Origin of the sequence: Dokdonella sp. (genome assembly GCF_044227025.1) — a bacterium.
GTDB lineage: Bacteria > Pseudomonadota > Gammaproteobacteria > Xanthomonadales > Rhodanobacteraceae > Dokdonella_A.
Genome location: NZ_JBGAFX010000004.1, coordinates 291,714 through 309,242 on the forward strand (window position 1 = coordinate 291,714; position 17,529 = coordinate 309,242).

Genomic DNA, 17,529 nt, shown 5'->3' on the forward strand with positions numbered 1-17,529 from the left:
GGTGCGCTCACCGCGCGGTGATGGCGCGCACCGTGCGCCGCGCATCGAGCACGAGGCGCAGGTCCGCCCGCGCCGGCAACGTGCGCAGCGCATGCCGGCTCAGTCGCTCGTAGTGCATGAGGAACCGTCGCAGCGCCGCGCCATCCATCGCGCGTGGCGCTCCGCGTCGGCGAAGGCGGCGTTCCTGCTCGCCGCGCCAGTGCGCGACCACGTCGAAACGCGGCGCCTGCAACAGCACGAGCCGATCGAGCCGTCGCCACGCGCGCGCGCAGGACCCTGCCAGTTCGTCATTGACGTATCGACGCCACCGGCCGTCGGCATCCTCGTCGCGTTCCAGCGCATTGACCGGTCGCGCGAGCGGCGCAGACGACTGCGGGGCTACGCCAACGCACCAGCCCTCGAGCAGGACCAGTGCCGGCGCCCGAGTCACTGCACGCCAGCGCGACGGCGGCAGGCGCGTGTCGCGCCCCTTGTCGAAACGCGGCACGCGCACCGGCCGCGCCGGGCTCGCGCGCGCGAGGCCGGCGAGCACGCGCAGGAGCAGCGCAACGTCGTGCGTTCCGGGCACGCCGCGCGTGGCGAACAGAGGATGTACCGCCTGCGCAAGCCGCAGGCGCTCGCGCCGACCGAGGTAGAAGTCGTCGAGCGACAGGACCTCGCAGCGCAAACCGCGCGAACGCGCGCGGCGCGCGAGCTGGCGCACCAATGTGCTCTTGCCGCTGCCCTGGAGGCCGGAGACGCCGATGCACAAGGGGCGCTTCCGGTGACGCGGTATCCACCCGTGCACCACGTCGAGCGTGTGCTCGACCACGTTCGCGGCGAACTGCGTGTTAGCATCGCGCCGCATGGCGAACTCCCCGCAACCACCACTCGACGCACTCTATCAGGAGGCGCTCGCGACGTTCGATACGCTGCTCTCGCAGGCGCGCGGCGAGGGCGATCCCGAACCGACCGCGATGACCCTCGCCAGCGTCGAGGGCGCGCGCGTGAGTGCACGCATCGTGCTGCTCAAGGGCGTCGACGCGCGCGGTTTCCGCTTCTTCACGAACTACCGCAGCAGCAAGGGCGAACAGCTCGCCGCCCATCCGCAGGCCGCGCTGTGCTTCCACTGGAAGACCCTGCGCAACGGCGTGCAGGTGCGCGTCGAAGGGCGCGTCGCCACGCTCGAGGCGGCGGAGTCGGATGAATATTTCGCGACGCGGCCGCGCGCCAGCCAGATCGGCGCGTGGGCTTCCGCGCAGTCGCAAACCCTTGCCGACCGCGCCGAGTTCGAGGCGCGTATCGACGAATTCGAGCGTCGCTTCGAATGCGTGCCGGTCCCTCGTCCACCACACTGGGGCGGCTTCGTGCTTGCGCCGGACCGGATCGAGTTCTGGTACGGCGCCGACTTCCGCCTGCACGAACGCCAGTGCTACGAACGCGACGCCGACGGCGCGTGGTCGCGTCGCATGCTGTATCCGTGACGCGATGATCCTGCCGGTCTACCGCGTCAGCGTTTGGGTGCCTACCGAACACGTGCAGCGCGTGCTGGACGGGATCTGCGCCGTCGACGACCTGCGCATCGGTGACTACGACCGCGTCGCGTGGATCGCCGCGCCCGGTGTCGAGCAGTTTCGTCCGCTCACCGGCGCAGACCCCGCACTCGGCACCATCGGCGAGCTCGAAAGCGGTGCCAGCGTGCGCATCGAGTTCTGCATCCCGCGCGATTCCGGGCGCCTGCAGCGCGTGATCGACGACGGCATCCGCCCGCATCATCCATGGCGGATCCCCGCGATCTTCGTCGACGAGTCGCTGCTGCCCCTGCCCTGATCTGCGGCGCCTTGGGAGCGCTGCGGCGCGCCATGCGACAATCCGGCGCATGTCGAGCGCTATCGGTCCACGACGCATCATCTGCCTCACCGAGGAACCGACCGAGGTGCTGTACGCGCTCGGCGAGCAGGACCGCATCGTCGGCATCTCCGGCTTCACCGTACGGCCGGCGCGCGCGCGAAAGGAAAAGCCCAAGGTCTCCGCGTTCACCAGCGCGAAGATCGACGAGATCCTGCGCCTCGAACCCGATTTCGTGGTCGGTTTTTCCGACATCCAGGCCGACATCGCGCGCGATCTCGTCAAGGCCGGCATCGAGGTGTGGATCAGCAACCATCGCAGCGTGGCCGGCATCCTCGACTACATCCGCCGTCTGGGCGCGCTCGTCGGCGCGCACGAGCGCGCGGAACACTATGCGCGGTCGGCCGAGCGCCATCTCGCCGCGGTCGAGCAGGCCGCGCGCGCGTTGCCGCGCCGGCCGCGCGTCTACTTCGAGGAATGGGACGAGCCGCCGATCAGCGGCATCCGCTGGGTCGCAGAACTCGTGCGCATCGCCGGTGGCGACGACGTGTTCCCGGAGCGCGCGCTGAAGCCGCTCGCGCGCGACCGCATCCTCGCCGATCCGCTGGAAGTCGTGCGCCGCGCGCCGGACATCATCCTCGGCTCATGGTGCGGCAAGAAGTTTCGTCCCGAACGCGTCGCCGCCCGCCCGGGCTGGAGCGCGATTCCCGCCGTGCGCGATGGTGAACTGCACGAGATCAAGTCGCCGCTGATCCTGCAACCCGGCCCTGCGGCATTGTTCGATGGCCTCGACGCGATCCACGCGATCGTCGCGCGCTGGAGCCACGCGTAGCGCGGAGCTTGCCCCGCTGCCCTGCGTAACGCGGCCGGACGAGCCGAGCAAGCTCGGCGCTGCAAAATGAGCGCGCGAAACCCTGTCCCGCTTCCTTGAGCGGAGCCAGGTCCGCTATGTCGACTCCTGTTCGATCGCCTGGCGCATGACCGCGACCAAGCGTTCGAGCTCAAGCGGCTTGGTCAGGTAGTGATTCGCTCCAGCGCGCAGCGAGGCATCGCGCGCGTCGGCGCTCGCGTTCGCCGAGAGCGTGACGATCTGGCCGCGATAACCCTGCGCGCGCAACTTGTACGCGGCGGCGTTGCCGGACATCCCGGGCAGTTCGACGTCGATCAGCAGGACGTCCGGCGCCGCTCGCATCACGCTTTCGAGCGCCGCAAGCGCGTCGCCGAGCAGGTCGACCGTGAAGCCGAGATCCGTAAGCAGCACTTCGAGCAATTGCGCGATGTCCGGGTCGTCGTCGACGACCAGTACCCGACGGCCGCGCAACGTCGCATCGTCGACGCGCGCATCCGACGACAGGCTGCTCGCCGAAGGCAGGTCGACGCGGAAACACGTGCCGCGGCCGGGCTCGGACTCGACCGCGAGCGTGCCCTGCATCTGCTCGACCAGCCGGCGCACGATGCTGAGGCCGAGGCCGGCACCCTTGCTGCCGGCCTGGCCACCGCGATTGAACGGCTTGAACACGCTGTCGATGAATTCCGGAGCGATCCCGATGCCGCTGTCGCGCACTTCGATCTGCAGACGCTGTCCCCGCCACGTCAGCGCCAACGCAACCTCGCCGCGCGCGGTGTAGCGGATCGCGTTCGACAACAGGTTCGTGGCGATCTGGCGCAGCTTGACCTCGTCGAAGCGCGGCACGCTCGCATCCTCACGCACGAAACGGGCGAGGAAGCGGACACCCTTCGCTTCGGCCAGCGGCGCGAACATCGCCTCGATGTCGGCCAGCAGCGCAGCGAGGTCGACGTCGACCGGATTGACGAGCCCGCCACCGGCTTCGCCGCGACCGTATTCGAGCAGGTTCTCGGCGAGCGTGAACAGATAGGTCGCGCTGCGTCGCACCGCCTGCAGCGCCTGCTCCGAAGTCGCATCGACGCGGGCGCGGCGCTCGATCAGGTGCAGATAGCCGAAGATCGACGTCAGTGGCGTGCGGAACTCGTGGCTGAGCGTGGCGATTAGCGCATTCTTCAGCGCGTTGGCTTCTTCCAGGCTGGCGCGCTGGCGCTCAAGCTCACTGCGGATGTCCTTGAGCTGGCCAATCGCCTTCGACTTGGCCTGGCTCGCGATCACCGCCTCGTGCACCAGCTGCTGCTGCGAACGCGCTTGCGACCGCGCGTCTTCGACATCGAGCAGCAACAGGTGGAATCCCGGGCCATCCGCGATCAGGTGCACATGCGCGCTGCGACCGTTGGCGAGCTCGACGAACGGAATATCCTGGTCGTGGTCGAGCGGCAGGCCGACGAACAGATCGCGCAACGTGTGCAGGCTCTCCGCATCTTCCACGTCGATGCCGTGGAACGCGGCGTCGCCGTGCGCAGCCTGCAATTGCCAGTCGAGCGAGAAACTCAGCAGCAACAGGTGCGCGCGATCGACCAGCACCGCACGCAGGTAAGCCTGCGCCACCGCCGGCAGGGTCGCGTCGACGATCATGCGCGCAACCTCGTGGCGATTTCGGCAAACACCGCTTCAACGCCGGCGCCGGACAGGGCGCTGGTTTCGAACACCGGCAGGCTGCGGCGCAATTCGGCCAGCGTCGCCGGCGCGACTTCCCAGCGATCCAGCAGGTCGAGCTTGTTGACGGCGAGCACCGCGAACGCGTCGGGAAGGCTGCTGCGCGATTGCATCAGCAGGTTCAGCGCGGAGGACAGACTGCCTTCGCGGGTGCCGTCGGCGACCAGCAGCAGGGCCGAGGCACCGCGCAGATAGCTCACACTGGGCGCATCCAGCGCGCTGCGCCCGGCGATGTCCCACAGCACCAGCTTGACCGCGTCGCCGCCGGGCAGCGCGACTTCCCTGCTGTCCACCTTGACCCCTACCGTGGTCAGGTACTTGTCCGAGAACGTGCTGCGCACGTAGCGCGCGACAAGGCTGGTCTTGCCGACGCCGAAGTCGCCGAGCATGCACACCTTGTACACGGCGGTGCTCATGGCGTCCCCTCGACGATCGTCGCGCGCACATGCGCCGCACGCCGGTCCGGCGCCCCATCCTGGCCATCGAGCGGGCGCGCGCCGTCGATGCCACGCGCGGCGAGCGCGAGCACAAGCCATTGCGCGCGTTGCAGGCGCACGCGCGCGTTCGCCTCGCTGCTGCCGCTGTCGTCGTTGCTGCCGAACACGTTGATGGCGATGCGTTGCCGCGCCACCGGCGCGAGCGCCGATGCGCGCTTGAGTGCGGCCGCAATGCGATCGACGGCGGCTCCCGCGTCCGGCACGGGTTCGGCGTCCCGCACGAACGGCACGACGAGGTCGTCGAGGCTCGCAAGCACGCGGCCGAGTTCGGTGCGCGCGACGGTGGCCGCATCCATCGCGGGTACCAGCCTCGATTCGACGCGCGTGACACCCGCGATCCAGCCCGCGCGCGCCGCGGCGCCATCGATCCATTCCGCCGGCGCTTCGCCATCGAGGTGGAGCACGCCGCCGTGCACGGTCGTTGTCACCGTCGAAGGCGGCGCCAGCAGGCGCATGGCACGCCGCGCGATCAGCGCATCGTCGGTCGAAACGTAGCCGGATGTGTCGAGATGCGGCACCACCTTGCCGAGATCGGCCGCGGCCAGCAGCGGCGCCAGCGGCGGCGCATCGGGATCGAGCAGGCCTCGTACGACGAGCGACTTCCATGGCTTCGATTCGATGCCGCCGAGCACGAACCCGGGCTGCGCGACGAGCTGCGTGCGCAGTGCCTGCACCCGCGTGCTCCAGCGGAAGCGATCGACGGCGAACCAGCCCGCGAGCGCCAGCGCGATCAGCGCGATGACAACGATCGGAGCATGCGAGGTCCTGCGCGCGCCGATCGGCGCGGTCGCGTTTTCGGCATCGCGCAGCAATGCGTGCGGGTCGAGCAGCTCGCGCACCAGCATGTTGTCGCCGATGACGTGCAGCGACGCCTCGGCCGGCAGTGCGAGCATCTGCGCGTGGATCTCCTCGACGCGCTGTTCAAGCAACACGCGCAATTCCGCCGGCGGCACACCGTGCATGAAGCACGCAAGACTCGCCCGCGGGCCATGCTCGACCCACACCAGATACTCGCCGACCTGCGCCGAGTCGAGTGCACCACCGCGGTCGTCGCCGACCGAATCGTCGACGAAGTCGCCGAGCGCCGTCAGCATGCCGGCGATCGCATCCGCATCGAGCGACTGCTGGCCGGTAGCGGAGGCGTGCTGCAGGACGAGGCCGCTGCCGCGTTCGATCAGGAACACGTGGTCGATGCCGTAGGAAAGGCGATGCTTCAGCACGACCTGCGCGTACGGCACGCCGCCGCGCCAGGCTTCGAGGCGCCATTGCAGTCCGCGCAGGGTGAAGCTGCTCTCGATCGCGCCATTCAGGTTGTCGACGAGACCACGCAGCGCCTCGGAGATCGCCTTGCGGATCATCGGACCGATGATCGGGAACAGTGCGTCGACGATGCTCTGGCGGTTGTTCTGCACCGCCGTGCCGAGCGCCTGCGCGACCGGTTCGGAAAGGGCGCTGGCGACGCGCGTGTTGTCGCCGACGCGGAGCGCTTCGACCGCCGCGCCCGGCAGGCGCCGGGGCAGGTCGTGCTGGTTGCGCTCCAGCTCCTCGATGCGCGCGCGCGCGGCGGCGAGATCACGTCGCTCGCCACCGAGCAGCAACTCGCGCAGACGCTCGAAATCGTCCTCGGAAGCGTGCTCGCCGGCGGCCCGCTCGTCCGTCGCCGCAGCCGACGGCACGATCGCGGCAGGCGACGGGTCGAGTGCGTTGCCGGATGGCGGGATGGTCACGCGCCGCTCCGTCCCGCTCCTACTTCGGCGACGGCAGGTCGAACTCGCCGCGCAGGCGCAGCGCGAATTCGGTCAGCAGGGCGGCGAGATCGTCGCGCCCGACCTTGTCCGCGCGCAGCTCGGCGCCGGCGCGCGAGAGCGCCGTCTCGGCTTCCCCCGCGCGAGCATGCAGGCTCGCACCGAGGTCGGCGATGCTGCCGCGCAGGCGTTCGTCGCTCTGCGCGAGCTCGCGGCCAAGCGCCTCCAGCGCCTTGTTGAGTTCCCCACGCGTGGTGCGCGCGGCCTGCTGCAGGCGCGATTCGAGATCGTCGATCGCGCCGTTACGGTCCTCGATCTCCTGGCGCACCAGCTTGTTCAGCTTGTCGAGCTGGTCGTCGAGGCGCTTGTCGATCTGAGAGAGGCGCTTGTCCTGCGCTTCGCGCATGCGGGCGATCTCGGCTTCGAAGCGCTGGTTGAGGTCCTGGAAGCGACGTTCGTAGTCGCGCATCTGCCCGCCGAACAGGATGTCGCGGATCTGGTCGACGTTGCGGTCGGCCGCGTCGGGCGCCGGCTTCTTCGGGTCTGCCATGAGCTTGCTCCTGGTGTGCGGACGGGAGACCTGCGGACGCCGTTCCGGCGTCGCGCGCGCGCGCGCTTCGACCTTCTTCTTGCGGGAAACCGGTTTCGCTGCGGTGGCCATCGCATCCCCCCGGAACTGTAGCGGCATTCTTGCACTCCGCGCGGCCGCCGCACAGGCCGGCTTCAGATCGGTTCGAGCCGGTAACCGTGCTGGTAGATCGCGGCCAGCCGCCAGCCGTGCTCGCCACTCAGTTCGAGCTTCTTGCGGAGCCGGCTGACGTGGGTGTCGACGGTGCGCGTGGAAACAGCGGCGCTGAGGTTCCAGACATTCTCGAGCAGGGCGTCGCGGCTGACGATGCGACCATGTCGCCGGAACAGGAAACTGGCGAGGTCGAACTCGCGCTGGGTCAGCTCCACCTCACGGCCGTCGACGCTGATGCGGCGGCGCGCGCCGTCGAGCGAATACGGTGGCAGTTCCAGGCTGTCGCCCGCCTCGTTGTCGGCGCCGTGACGGCGCAGGACGACATTGACGCGCGCGATCAGCTCGCGCCGCTTCGGCGGCTTTACCACGTAGTCGTCGCCACCGCTGGCGAGTCCGCGCACGATGTCGTCCTCGCTGTCGCGCGCGGTGAGGAACACGACCGGCAAGCGGCTGTTCGGTGACGAGCGGATCGCCTCGATCACCTCGATGCCGCTGCCGTCGGGCAGCATCCAGTCGAGCAGCAGCAGGTCGACCGCCTCGCCACCCTGGCGACGCCGGTACTCGGTGGCGTTGCGGTACAGCCGTACCGTGTAGCCGGCATCCTCCAGCCACTGCCCGACCAGCGTCGCCATGTCCTCATCGTCCTCGAGCAATCCGACTACCAGGCCGAGTTTATTCATGGAGGGGACGCGATAGGTAGAGGGGTCAGGCCGGCCGCTCCTCGGGACGGATCAATCGACGATGAAGTTGATGCGCATGTTGACGCGCCACTCGGTGATGCTGCCGTCGGGACCGGTGACCACCTTGATGTCGTTGACCCAGGCACCGGTGATGTTCTTGACCGTCTGCGAAACCTTGCGCAAGCCGTGCTGCACCGCATCCTCGATGCCTTTGGTGGACGAGCTGCTGAGTTCGATGACCTTGGCGACGGACATGACCAGGCTCCTTCACAGTGATGACGATCCCACTATAGCAAAGCAATGACGAGGCGGATGCACGACCCGCCCGGGCATGTTCAGGCAGGCGCACGCTCGCGTGGCAGCCAGCGCAGCCAGAGCAGGAACACGACCAGCGCGTCCAGCACGATCAGCGCCTGCCAGAGGTACAAGTGGAACCAGTCGAACCAGGTGCGGTTCCACTGGCCGAGGTAGAACAGGCTGATGATGCGCACGAGATTGAGCGACTGGATCGCGCCGAAGCCGACGCCGAGGCCGGCCAGCCGATGCTTCCACGGTGCCGGGAACGCGAGCATGGCCGCGACGAGGATGATCACCGCCTCGACGCCGTTGCAGCCACGCTCGATCGAGATCGCGAAGCCATTGGTGGTGCTCTGCAGGATCTTGCCGTACGAGATCGCATGCGAATCGAACAGGCCGACCAGCCATACGCTGACCTTCGCGATCGCCGCCGTGAACGGTTCGATCACGTGGTGGTCGACCGGTTGCAGCAGTTCGGCGTAGAACAGCACGCCGAGGATGGCGAGGAATTTCAGGATGAAGCCGAGCATCTGCTATTGAGGGCCGAGGAGTGAGGAAGGTCTGAACAACGTCCGCCATTCCGCAGAAGGCCGGAATCCATTTTGATCTTCCCCAGAAGGCCAAGCGCACATGGATCCCGGCCTTCGCAGGGATGACGAGATAGGAGCGATGCATCGCTGTGCAGAAGCACAAGGATAACGGACTTGCCGCAGACGCGGACACGCCGGCAACCCTCGGCCCCCAGCCCCCAGCCCTCAGCCCTGTTAGCATTTCCCAATGAATCCCGCACCCAACCTGTTCCTGGTCGGTCCCATGGGTGCCGGCAAGACGACCGTCGGCCGACAGATCGCCGAGTTGTTCCGCATGCCGTTCATCGACCTCGACCACGAAATCGAAGCACACACCGGCGCCGCCGTCGGCCTGATTTTCGAACTCGAGGGCGAAGCCGGGTTCCGCCGACGCGAGCATGCGGCGCTCGCCGACAGCGTCGCACGCGACGGTATCGTGCTCGCAACCGGCGGCGGTGCGATCCTCGACGCGGACAACCGCCGCCTGCTGCGTTCGCGCGGCTTCGTGATCTGGCTCGACGCGAGCGTCGACGCGCAGCTGGCGCGCCTCGCGCGCGATCGCCAGCGACCGTTGCTGCAGGCGCCCGACCGGCGCGAACGACTGGAGAAGCTCGCCTGCGAGCGCAATCCGCTGTATGCGGAGATCGCCGACCTGCGCCTGCCCTCGACCGGCGTCGGCAACAGCATGCACGCCGCGCACGACCTGCTCGACCTGCTCGAAGCGCGCTGGCGCCGCGGCGACAGCGAGGCCGCCGCATGACGCCGCTCACGCTCGACGTCGCGCTCGGCAAACGCAGCTATCCGATCCACATCGGCACCGACCTGCTCGGCGACGGCGCGCGCTGGCGCAGCGCGATCCGCGCCCGTCACGTACTGGTCGTCACGAACGAAACAGTCGCGCCGCTATACCTCGCGCGCGTGCAGGACAGCCTTGCCGGGTTCGAGCAGGCGGCGCTGATCCTGCCGGACGGCGAGCAGTACAAGACTCTCGCGCATGCGGGCCACGTGTTCGATCGGCTCGCCGCACTCGGCGCGACCCGTGACGCGACCATCATCGCGCTCGGCGGCGGCGTCATTGGCGATCTCGCCGGTTTCGCCGCCGCGTGCTGGATGCGCGGCATCGACTTCGTGCAGATGCCGACCACCCTGCTCGCGATGGTCGATTCCTCGGTCGGCGGCAAGACCGGCGTGAACCTGCCCGCCGGCAAGAACCTTGTCGGCGCGTTCCACCAGCCGCGTGCGGTCGTGGCCGACACCTCGACACTTTCGACGCTTCCACCGCGCGAATACCGCGCCGGACTTGCCGAAGTCGTCAAGTACGGCGCAATCGGAGACGCCGCGTTCTTTGTTTGGCTGGAAGCGAATGCCGGCGCACTGATCGCGCGCGAGCCCGTCGCGCTGGCCGAAGCGATCGCGGCGAGCTGCCGCCACAAGGCCGGCGTGGTCGCCCGCGATGAACACGAACACGGCGAACGCGCGCTGCTGAACTTCGGCCACACGTTCGGCCACGCACTGGAAACCGCGACCGGCTACGGCACCCTGCTGCACGGAGAAGCGGTCGCGATCGGCATGCTGCTCGCCGCGCGGCTGTCCTCGTCGCTCGGCCGCGCACCGATCGAAGACGCGCAACGCCTGTCCGCGCTGCTCGCCACCTTCGCCCTGCCGACGACACCCCCGCCGGGCGATCCGCAGCAACTGGTCGAACTCATGCGCCTCGACAAGAAGAATGTCGCCGGCACGTTGCGCCTGATCCTCTGGCGCGGCATCGGCGCCGCCGAAGTCGTCGCCGGTGTCGACGAACGCGAAATCCTCGCCGCGCTTGCGGAGAGCGGGTCGAACATGAGGCAGTAGGGCGGGTCGAGCGCGATGCGCGAGTCCCGCCATGCGGCGCGATGACGCTTCCGGCGGCACGCGCTTCGCGCGTACCGCCCTACCGCGCTCGCGCACGTGCCGCGACAGCGACAATCAGAACTTGTGCGCGAGCCTCACGAACCACGCCGCGCCGTTGAGCCCGAACTGGACCGCTTCGTACCTGAAGCCGTTGTCGGTCTCGTCGGGGTTCTGCGCGGTCGGGAACTTGTCGAGGATGTTCATGCCGCCGACGGTCAGCTTGGTCGCGTCATTGAAGCTGTAGGTCACGCTGACGTCGGCCGAGGTCGCGGCGCCGTACTGCTGGTTCGGCACCGGCGGTCCGGAGAACGTGCCGAGGGTCATGCGTCCGAAGTAGATCAGCTTGAGGTTGGTGTCCCAGTTGCCGATCGAGTAGTCGAAACCGAGGGTCGCCTTCGAGCGCGGCGCGCCGCCTTCGATGAACAGCCGGTCGCGTTCACCCAGCAGCGAATCCTCGCGGCCGACCAGGTTCGGCGGCGTATGCACCTTGCGCACCTTCGTCGTGCCGCGGTTGAACGCGAGGAAGCTCTCGAGGCGACCGTTGCCGAGGTCCATGCCGTGGCTCACGGTCAGGTCGAAGCCCTGCGTGCGCGTGTCGACCGAGTTCACGAAGAACTGCGCCGAGCCGACGCCGAGCTGTTCGAGGATCGCGCCGATGTCCGGGTCGGAGGTGTCGAAATACCCGGTCAGCACGATGCGGTCGTCGATGTCGATGCGGTAGCCGTCGAGCGTGACCGAGACGTCCTCCATCGGCTTCCATGTGAAGCCGACCGTCGCGCTGCGCGACTTCTCTTCCTTGAGGTCGGGAATGCCGGCGGCGCGCGCGATCGCCCCGCCGTTCGGCGCGAGCACGACATCGACCGGCACGCCGCTGATGAAGTCGGTGAAGGTCGAGGAGAACCAGCGCTGCTGCAGCGACGGCGCGCGGAAACCGGTACTGAGCGAACCGCGCAGGAGGAAGTCGTCGGTGACGCGGAACGCGCCCGCGAGCTTGCCGATCGCGGTCGAGCCGAAGTCGCTGTAGTGCTCGTAGCGCACGGCCTGGTCGGTCATGAAGCGATCGGTCCAGTTCGTCTCGACGTCGGCATAGGCGGCCCAGCTGTTGCGGCTCTTGTCGGTGGCGTCGGCCGGCTGGAATCCGGGGAAGCCCTGGCTGCCGGCGTTGCCGCCGCCGGGACCGTCGGCATCGATGTACGAACCGGGTTCTCCCGCGAAGATCTGGTAGTTCTCGTGGCGGAACTCGCTGCCGAACGCGATGTTGGTGCCGTGCAGCCAGCCGTCGAAGAAGCGCGAGAAGTCGAGGTTGGTGGTCGCCTGCGTGAACGAGAAGCCGCCCGCGTTGAACTGGTTCGGGCTGAGGCCGGCGCCGCCGCTTTCGAGGTCATGGTTCGCGATCGACGCATTCAGCGTGTGGCGGATCGTGTCGATCAGCTTGTTGTAACCGAGCGTCTGCGACACGTCGATGCGCCAGTCGTTCCAGTTCCACCAGATGCCGGCGGTGCCGTGGCGGTCCTGCACGTACGGATCGATGAACGGCACGAAGCCGTCCGGGTACATCGCAGCGGAATTGCGCGACGGGATGTCGTCCGAACCGAGCCCGCCGCGCGCGAACGCGCCGGACGAGGCATCGCGGTTCTGCAGGCCGCCGTCGAAATAGAAATGCGCGCTGTCGCCGAACGGCAGGTCGCCGTTGAAATACACCGTGCCGTTCCTGACCTGGGTGTCGCCGATCGTGCGCGGATTGTCCGGGCCGGAGCGGTTGGAGCGACCGCGATCGAGGTATTCGCCGGTCAGCGCAACCACGCCGTCATTGCCTACCGCGAAGCCGCAGTAGCCGGAGACGATCCAGTTCTCGCCGTCGCCGCGCGAGTACTGGCCGTAGCCGGCGAGGCCTTCGCAACCCTTGCGCCGTTTCAGCGCGATGTTCATCACGCCGGCGATCGCATCCGAGCCGTACTGCGCCGCGGCGCCGTCGCGCAGGATCTCGACGTGGTCGATCGCGAGCAGCGGGATCGTGTTGAGGTCGGTGCCGGTATTGCCGCGGTTGCGCGCACCGAACAGGTTGACCAGCGCAGTGGAATGCAGGCGCTTGCCATTGATGAGGACGAGCGTCTGGTCGGAACCGAGGCCTCGCAGCGCGGCCGAATCGACCGAGTCCGCGTTGTCGGCGCCGGTCTGGTGGCCGGAGGTGAACGACGGCGCGGTGTACTGCAGGGTCTGCGCGAGATCGAACGAACCGCCCTGCTCCGCCGCCTTCTGCATCGGCAGCATGTCGACCGGTACCGGTGTGTCGGTGTCGGAGGAGCGGTCGAAGCGGCGCGAGCCGAGCACGGTCAGCCCTTCCAGTTCGGTGACCTGCTTGTCGTCGACCGCCTTGGGCGCCGAACCCTGCTGCTCGTCGGCGGCGAATGCCGTGCCCGACAGCGTGCCTACGCTTCCAATCAGGGCCGCGGCGATTGCCGCGCGCAGCGTGCGCGATGTGTCCATGAAACCCTCCCCGGGTATATTTTTTTGGTGCGCGGAGCTTACCCGATTCCCTGCGCGGCGAGCTGCGACCGAGAGCCGCAGCGGCTTCAGGTTCTGCCGCGTGGGCGTGGCTAACGCCCGCAGCGCCTGCGGCGCTACAATTGCCTGCTCTGTCGCGATGGTACCCATGCGCCTGTTCATGCAAACCCAACCCGCCGGTGCGGACGCGCCGCGCTACTACCAGCTCGTGCTGCAGCAGGATCTGCTCGGCGGCTGGACGCTGTTCCGCGAATGGGGCCAGCAAGGCAGCCGAGCGAGCAGCAAGCGCGAGGTCTACCTCGAACGCGACGCCGCATTGAGCGCGTTTGAAAGCGCGCGCGATGCGCAGCTCAAGCGCGGTTTCCACGTGATGTTCAGCCAGGGCTTCGAAGGGCCGCACGCGCGATAGGGAACCTCTGTACCACCGATGTCGTCCCTGCGAAGCGCGGGCCCAGCGACTTCAAACCTTTGAATGCAAGACACCGGATTTCCGCCTGCGCGGGAATGCGCGTCAACGAAGGACGTCCCATGCCCACACCCGACCATCGTTTCCTGCGCGCCCTGCGGCGCGAACCCGTCGACATGACGCCGATCTGGATCATGCGACAGGCCGGTCGCTACCTGCCCGAGTACCGCGCCACGCGCACGCGCGCCGGCAGTTTCCTCGCGCTCGCACAGACGCCGGAACTCGCGTGCGAAGTCACCCTGCAACCGTTGGCGCGCTTTCCGCTCGATGCGGCAATCCTGTTCTCCGACATCCTCACGATTCCCGATGCAATGGGCCTTGGCCTGCATTTCGTCGACGGTGAAGGCCCGAAGTTCGCGCGCCCGCTGCGCAGCACGGCCGACATCGCGCGAATCGGTGTGCCCGATCCGGAAACCGATCTGCGCTACGTCACCGACGCGGTTCGCCTCGTGCGCCGCGAGCTGCGCGAACGCGCGCCGCTGATCGGCTTTTCCGGCAGCCCGTGGACGCTCGCCTGCTACATGATCGAAGGCGAAGGCTCGTCGAGCTTCGCGCGCGCGAAGGCGCTGGCGCTCGAGGACCCGGCGACGATGCACCGCCTGCTCGAGGTGCTGGTCGAATCGGTCGTGGGCTACCTCGCCGCACAGGCGGCGGCGGGCGCGCAGGCATTGATGGTGTTCGACACGTGGGGCGGCCTGCTCGCGCCGGCGATGTTCCGCGAGTTCTCGCAACGATCGCTGGCCGCGATCGCCCAGCGCCTGAAGGCCGACGCGGCGACGCGCGATGTACCGCTGATCCTGTTCTCCAAGGGAGCGAATGCACACCTCGAAGCGCTCGCCGACACGGGCTGTGATGCACTTGGCGTGGACTGGACGATCGACCTCGGCGAGGCGCGCGCGCGCGTCGGCCAGCGCGTCGCGTTGCAGGGCAATCTCGACCCGGCCACGCTGGCCGCCTCGCCGGAAACGATCCGCGCGCAGGCCCATCGCGTACTGGACGCGTACGCGGGCGCGCCGGGCCATGTCTTCAACCTCGGCCACGGCATCACCCCCGACATCGATCCCGCCCATGTCGCCGTGCTGGTCGATGCCGTGCACGCGTATCGAAAGAGCGCGTAGGGCAGTACGCCGCGACAACCGGATGCGATCGTGCGCCTGGTCCCACCTACCGGTACGAGCGCTTCCAGGGCTTCTTCAGCTTGCCCATGAGCGAGGGCGTGGGCTCGGCCGGACCGGTGCGGTGCGCGCGCGGCGTCCATTCGATCAGGCCGATCGCATCGTAGGCGTTGACCAGATTGAACACCTCGGCCATCGGCGCGCCGGCTGCGGCGGCGACTTCGTGCAATCGCGCCGGTTCGAGCAACGCCTTGGCGATGCGGAAGTAGCGTGCCAGATCCTTGTCGATATCGAACCACTGCTTGAGCCGGTAGGTTCCGCCCGGGTCGAGATGGCGCGCGAGGTGTCCGTCCCCCTGCAGCAACACCTGCAACCAGACCAGGCGCGGATAGGCATGCGCCTGCTGCTCCGCGCGCGCTTCGGCGAGTTCCGCGCCGGTCAGCGGTTGCCAGTCGCACAGGCGCCACTTCGCCCGGCAGTACGGCTGCAAGGCGCCTAGGCCGCCCGCGGCATGCGCGACCTTGTTCTTCGGATCGAGCATGAGCACCGGCGCGCCCGGGAGCGAATAGCGTGCCGGCATGCGCAGCAGGGAGCCTTCCAGATATTCGCGCAGGTCGCGTGGGGCGGTCTCCTCGAGCATCGCCTCGCGCGTGGCGTACTTGCGCGTGACGTCGGTCGGGATGACCGCGCGCGGCACCGGCGCGTCGCGCGCGACCATCTCGCGCAGTTCCAGCGGTTGTGGCCGCAACGCCTCGTCGAGGCCGCTGGCCGGCAGCGCGAGGTCGATCGGCGGCGCAACCGAGGAATCCTCGCCGAGGTCCTGACTGTAGAAGTCCTCGTTGCGGGTCGCGCTGGCGATTTCCGGCTCGGGCGACGCACTCGCCCGCACCTTGTTCAACACATCGACCAGGTTGGCGCGCGTGAGCGGTCGGCGCAGCACGAGATCGGCGCCCTCGACGTCGCGATCGGAGAACACCACGCAACGCACGCCGGTGCCCTGGGCGCGCGTGCGGGCCATCTGGCCGGCGAACACGTCGGGATCGACCACGAGCAGATCGGCGCCGCTTTCCTCGCCCCAACGCCATTCCTGGCCCAGCGTTTCGGCACACTTGCGGATCAGGAGGCGCAAATGCGCGACTTCCTGCTCGGATACTCCCGCCACAGCGATGGTCTTGACGTCGCTCACGTGCTGCACAACCTGGATATCCCCTTGGCGGGAAGCATCCTACGCGCCCAGTTGCCGTGTCGACAATCCATCGCGCGCGACAGGGTCAGGTGGCGCGGCGTTTTTTCGCGCCGGCGTTGCGTGCCACCGGGCGACGCTTCGGCCGCAGCAGGGTTCCGCTGCATTTCGGCGCACCGCAACGACAGGCCCAGATCGCCTTCAGGCGCGGGGTGAGGCGCTCCTCCAGCACGATGCCGTAGTCGTAGGTCAGTTCCTCGCCGACGCGCAACGGGCGCAGCGTCTCGATCAGCACGCGGTCCTTGCGCCGGTCGCCGCCTTCGTCTTCCTCCAGCAGGGCGCGGCAATTCGGCTTGCAGCTGTGGTTGATCCAGCGCGCGATGTTGCCTTCGCTGGTCGCATCGATGACGTACTGGTCATTCAGCGTGAACAGGAACGTATGGCCGCTGTCGCTGGTGTTCGCGTAGAGACGATCCGCTTGCGCATGGGTCAGGCGCTTGCCGCGGTATTCGATGAGTTCGATGCCCTTGGGAATGTCGACGAGGGCGAAGACGCCATTGCCGTGGATCGGCGAGCGGCGGGCTGCGATGCGTTTTGGCATGGAGCGCTGGGAGTTCGGCTGGAAGGGAACGCGCATCATAACGCGTCCCGCGCGCGCCGCTCGATGCGTTGCGTCGGCGTGCCGTCGTGCTAGCGTGCGCAGCGCATCCCCAGCGCGAGTCCGCCCAGCCCATGCGTTCCCTTGCCCGTGCCTTCCTGACCGGAGCGGTCACCTTGCTGCTCGCGGCGACCTGCGGCAGCGCGCTTGCGCGCCGTTCCCCGCACAAGCATGCGGACCGCGACGCGAGCGCCGCGACCGGTTCCTACGATTACTACGTGATGGCCCTGTCGTGGTCGCCGACGTACTGCCAGGCCCATCCAGACGAGGAGGAGCAGTGCGGCCACAAGGGTTACGGCTTCGTCCTGCACGGACTGTGGCCGCAGTACGAGGGCGGCAATGGCCCGCAGCGATGCACCAGCGATGCGGAACCGGACCGGCGCACGGTGGCGCAGGCGCTCGCGTTCATGCCCAGTCGCCGCCTCGTCAACCACGAGTGGCGCACGCACGGCACCTGCAGCGGACTCGATCCCGCCGCCTACTTCCAGCTCGCCGATCGCGCGTTCGCCTCGCTGCAGGTCCCGACCGAACTGAAGGCGCCGCGGCGCGACGTGCAGACTACCGCGAACGACCTGCGCGCCGCGCTCAAGCGCGCGAACCCGGCGCTGCGCGACGACATGCTGAGCCTGCATTGCAGCCAGGGAGAGCTGGTCGAAGTGCGGCTGTGCCTCGACAAGGATCTCGCCCTGCGCCGCTGCGGCAAGCGCATGCGTACCGGTTGCCCGGTGTCGGCACCGTTCACCATTCCCGCGACGAACTGACCGCGTTCGATATCCCGCAGGGCCGGCGCGC

General features: G+C 68.3%; 19 protein-coding genes. 8 read left to right on the forward strand and 11 right to left on the reverse strand.

Annotated elements, in window-relative coordinates; all coding sequences use genetic code 11:
- Positions 1 to 7 precede the first annotated feature (7 nt).
- Positions 8 to 847 carry a kinase gene (locus tag ACILRJ_RS11660; RefSeq protein ID WP_395683356.1) on the reverse strand — a complete coding sequence of 280 codons (840 nt, stop codon included), beginning with the start codon at positions 845 to 847 and terminating at the stop codon, positions 8 to 10.
- Here ACILRJ_RS11660 and pdxH point away from each other — a divergent pair.
- Genes pdxH through ACILRJ_RS11675 form a run of 3 tightly spaced genes read left to right on the forward strand, consistent with a single transcriptional unit; the run spans position 846 to position 2,659 of the window.
- Positions 846 to 1,463: a pyridoxamine 5'-phosphate oxidase gene (pdxH, locus tag ACILRJ_RS11665; RefSeq protein WP_395683357.1), complete on the forward strand. Its 618-nt coding sequence runs from the start codon at positions 846 to 848 to the stop codon at positions 1,461 to 1,463. The two genes, ACILRJ_RS11660 and pdxH, sit on opposite strands and share 2 nt — an antisense overlap.
- A gap of 4 nt (positions 1,464 to 1,467) precedes the next feature.
- Positions 1,468 to 1,809: a hypothetical protein gene (locus ACILRJ_RS11670; protein WP_395683358.1), complete on the forward strand. Its 342-nt coding sequence runs from the start codon at positions 1,468 to 1,470 to the stop codon at positions 1,807 to 1,809.
- Positions 1,810 to 1,858: 49 nt separating this feature from the next.
- The gene (locus ACILRJ_RS11675) at positions 1,859 to 2,659 is read left to right on the forward strand and encodes a cobalamin-binding protein (RefSeq protein WP_395683359.1); all 801 of its coding nucleotides are present in this window, start codon (positions 1,859 to 1,861) and stop codon (positions 2,657 to 2,659) included.
- Between the two features lie 114 nt (positions 2,660 to 2,773).
- On the opposite strand, the gene ACILRJ_RS11680 is transcribed toward ACILRJ_RS11675, so the two are convergent.
- From ACILRJ_RS11680 to xrtH, 7 genes are all read right to left on the reverse strand, one after another.
- Positions 2,774 to 4,309, reverse strand: coding sequence for an ATP-binding protein (locus ACILRJ_RS11680; RefSeq protein WP_395683360.1), 1,536 nt, complete (start codon positions 4,307 to 4,309; stop codon positions 2,774 to 2,776).
- Complete coding sequence (locus tag ACILRJ_RS11685) at positions 4,306 to 4,806, reverse strand: Rab family GTPase (protein ID WP_395683361.1); 501 nt, start codon at positions 4,804 to 4,806, stop codon at positions 4,306 to 4,308. Before ACILRJ_RS11685 ends, ACILRJ_RS11680 begins: the two co-directional genes overlap by 4 nt.
- Positions 4,803 to 6,614, reverse strand: a complete 1,812-nt coding sequence (locus ACILRJ_RS11690; RefSeq protein ID WP_395683362.1) for a hypothetical protein — start codon at positions 6,612 to 6,614, stop codon at positions 4,803 to 4,805. Before ACILRJ_RS11690 ends, ACILRJ_RS11685 begins: the two co-directional genes overlap by 4 nt.
- A gap of 19 nt (positions 6,615 to 6,633) precedes the next feature.
- A complete protein-coding gene (locus ACILRJ_RS11695) occupies positions 6,634 to 7,182 on the reverse strand; it encodes a hypothetical protein (RefSeq protein WP_395683363.1) in 549 nt (182 codons plus the stop codon).
- Positions 7,183 to 7,355: 173 nt separating this feature from the next.
- The gene (locus tag ACILRJ_RS11700; RefSeq protein WP_395683364.1) at positions 7,356 to 8,054 is read right to left on the reverse strand and encodes a response regulator transcription factor; all 699 of its coding nucleotides are present in this window, start codon (positions 8,052 to 8,054) and stop codon (positions 7,356 to 7,358) included.
- Positions 8,055 to 8,105: 51 nt separating this feature from the next.
- Positions 8,106 to 8,309, reverse strand: a complete 204-nt coding sequence (locus ACILRJ_RS11705; protein WP_395683365.1) for a dodecin family protein — start codon at positions 8,307 to 8,309, stop codon at positions 8,106 to 8,108.
- A gap of 80 nt (positions 8,310 to 8,389) precedes the next feature.
- Positions 8,390 to 8,881, reverse strand: coding sequence for an exosortase H (gene xrtH, locus ACILRJ_RS11710; protein WP_395683366.1), 492 nt, complete (start codon positions 8,879 to 8,881; stop codon positions 8,390 to 8,392).
- A 247-nt stretch (positions 8,882 to 9,128) separates the two neighbouring features.
- On the opposite strand from xrtH, the gene ACILRJ_RS11715 reads away from it, so the two are divergent.
- Positions 9,129 to 9,680: a shikimate kinase gene (locus ACILRJ_RS11715; protein WP_395683367.1), complete on the forward strand. Its 552-nt coding sequence runs from the start codon at positions 9,129 to 9,131 to the stop codon at positions 9,678 to 9,680.
- The gene (aroB, locus tag ACILRJ_RS11720; protein WP_395683368.1) at positions 9,677 to 10,771 is read left to right on the forward strand and encodes a 3-dehydroquinate synthase; all 1,095 of its coding nucleotides are present in this window, start codon (positions 9,677 to 9,679) and stop codon (positions 10,769 to 10,771) included. The genes ACILRJ_RS11715 and aroB overlap by 4 nt, the downstream gene beginning before the upstream one ends.
- A 114-nt stretch (positions 10,772 to 10,885) precedes the next feature.
- Here aroB and ACILRJ_RS11725 read toward each other — a convergent pair whose 3' ends face one another.
- Positions 10,886 to 13,297 carry a TonB-dependent receptor plug domain-containing protein gene (locus tag ACILRJ_RS11725; RefSeq protein WP_395683369.1) on the reverse strand — a complete coding sequence of 804 codons (2,412 nt, stop codon included), beginning with the start codon at positions 13,295 to 13,297 and terminating at the stop codon, positions 10,886 to 10,888.
- A gap of 166 nt (positions 13,298 to 13,463) precedes the next feature.
- On the opposite strand from ACILRJ_RS11725, the gene ACILRJ_RS11730 reads away from it, so the two are divergent.
- Together ACILRJ_RS11730 and hemE are read left to right on the forward strand one after the other, a co-directional pair.
- A complete protein-coding gene (locus ACILRJ_RS11730; RefSeq protein WP_395683370.1) occupies positions 13,464 to 13,724 on the forward strand; it encodes a WGR domain-containing protein in 261 nt (86 codons plus the stop codon).
- 119 nt (positions 13,725 to 13,843) lie between these two features.
- Positions 13,844 to 14,899, forward strand: a complete 1,056-nt coding sequence (gene hemE, locus ACILRJ_RS11735) for a uroporphyrinogen decarboxylase (RefSeq protein WP_395683371.1) — start codon at positions 13,844 to 13,846, stop codon at positions 14,897 to 14,899.
- Between the two features lie 46 nt (positions 14,900 to 14,945).
- Here the strand turns inward: hemE and ACILRJ_RS11740 are convergent, their stop codons facing one another.
- Positions 14,946 to 16,082 carry a hypothetical protein gene (locus tag ACILRJ_RS11740; protein WP_395683372.1) on the reverse strand — a complete coding sequence of 379 codons (1,137 nt, stop codon included), beginning with the start codon at positions 16,080 to 16,082 and terminating at the stop codon, positions 14,946 to 14,948.
- A gap of 85 nt (positions 16,083 to 16,167) precedes the next feature.
- Positions 16,168 to 16,680 carry an SET domain-containing protein gene (locus ACILRJ_RS11745; RefSeq protein WP_395683373.1) on the reverse strand — a complete coding sequence of 171 codons (513 nt, stop codon included), beginning with the start codon at positions 16,678 to 16,680 and terminating at the stop codon, positions 16,168 to 16,170.
- Positions 16,681 to 16,811: 131 nt separating this feature from the next.
- Here ACILRJ_RS11745 and ACILRJ_RS11750 point away from each other — a divergent pair, with 131 nt between their 5' ends.
- The gene (locus tag ACILRJ_RS11750; RefSeq protein WP_395683374.1) at positions 16,812 to 17,498 is read left to right on the forward strand and encodes a ribonuclease T2 family protein; all 687 of its coding nucleotides are present in this window, start codon (positions 16,812 to 16,814) and stop codon (positions 17,496 to 17,498) included.
- The last annotated feature ends 31 nt before the right edge of the window (positions 17,499 to 17,529 follow it).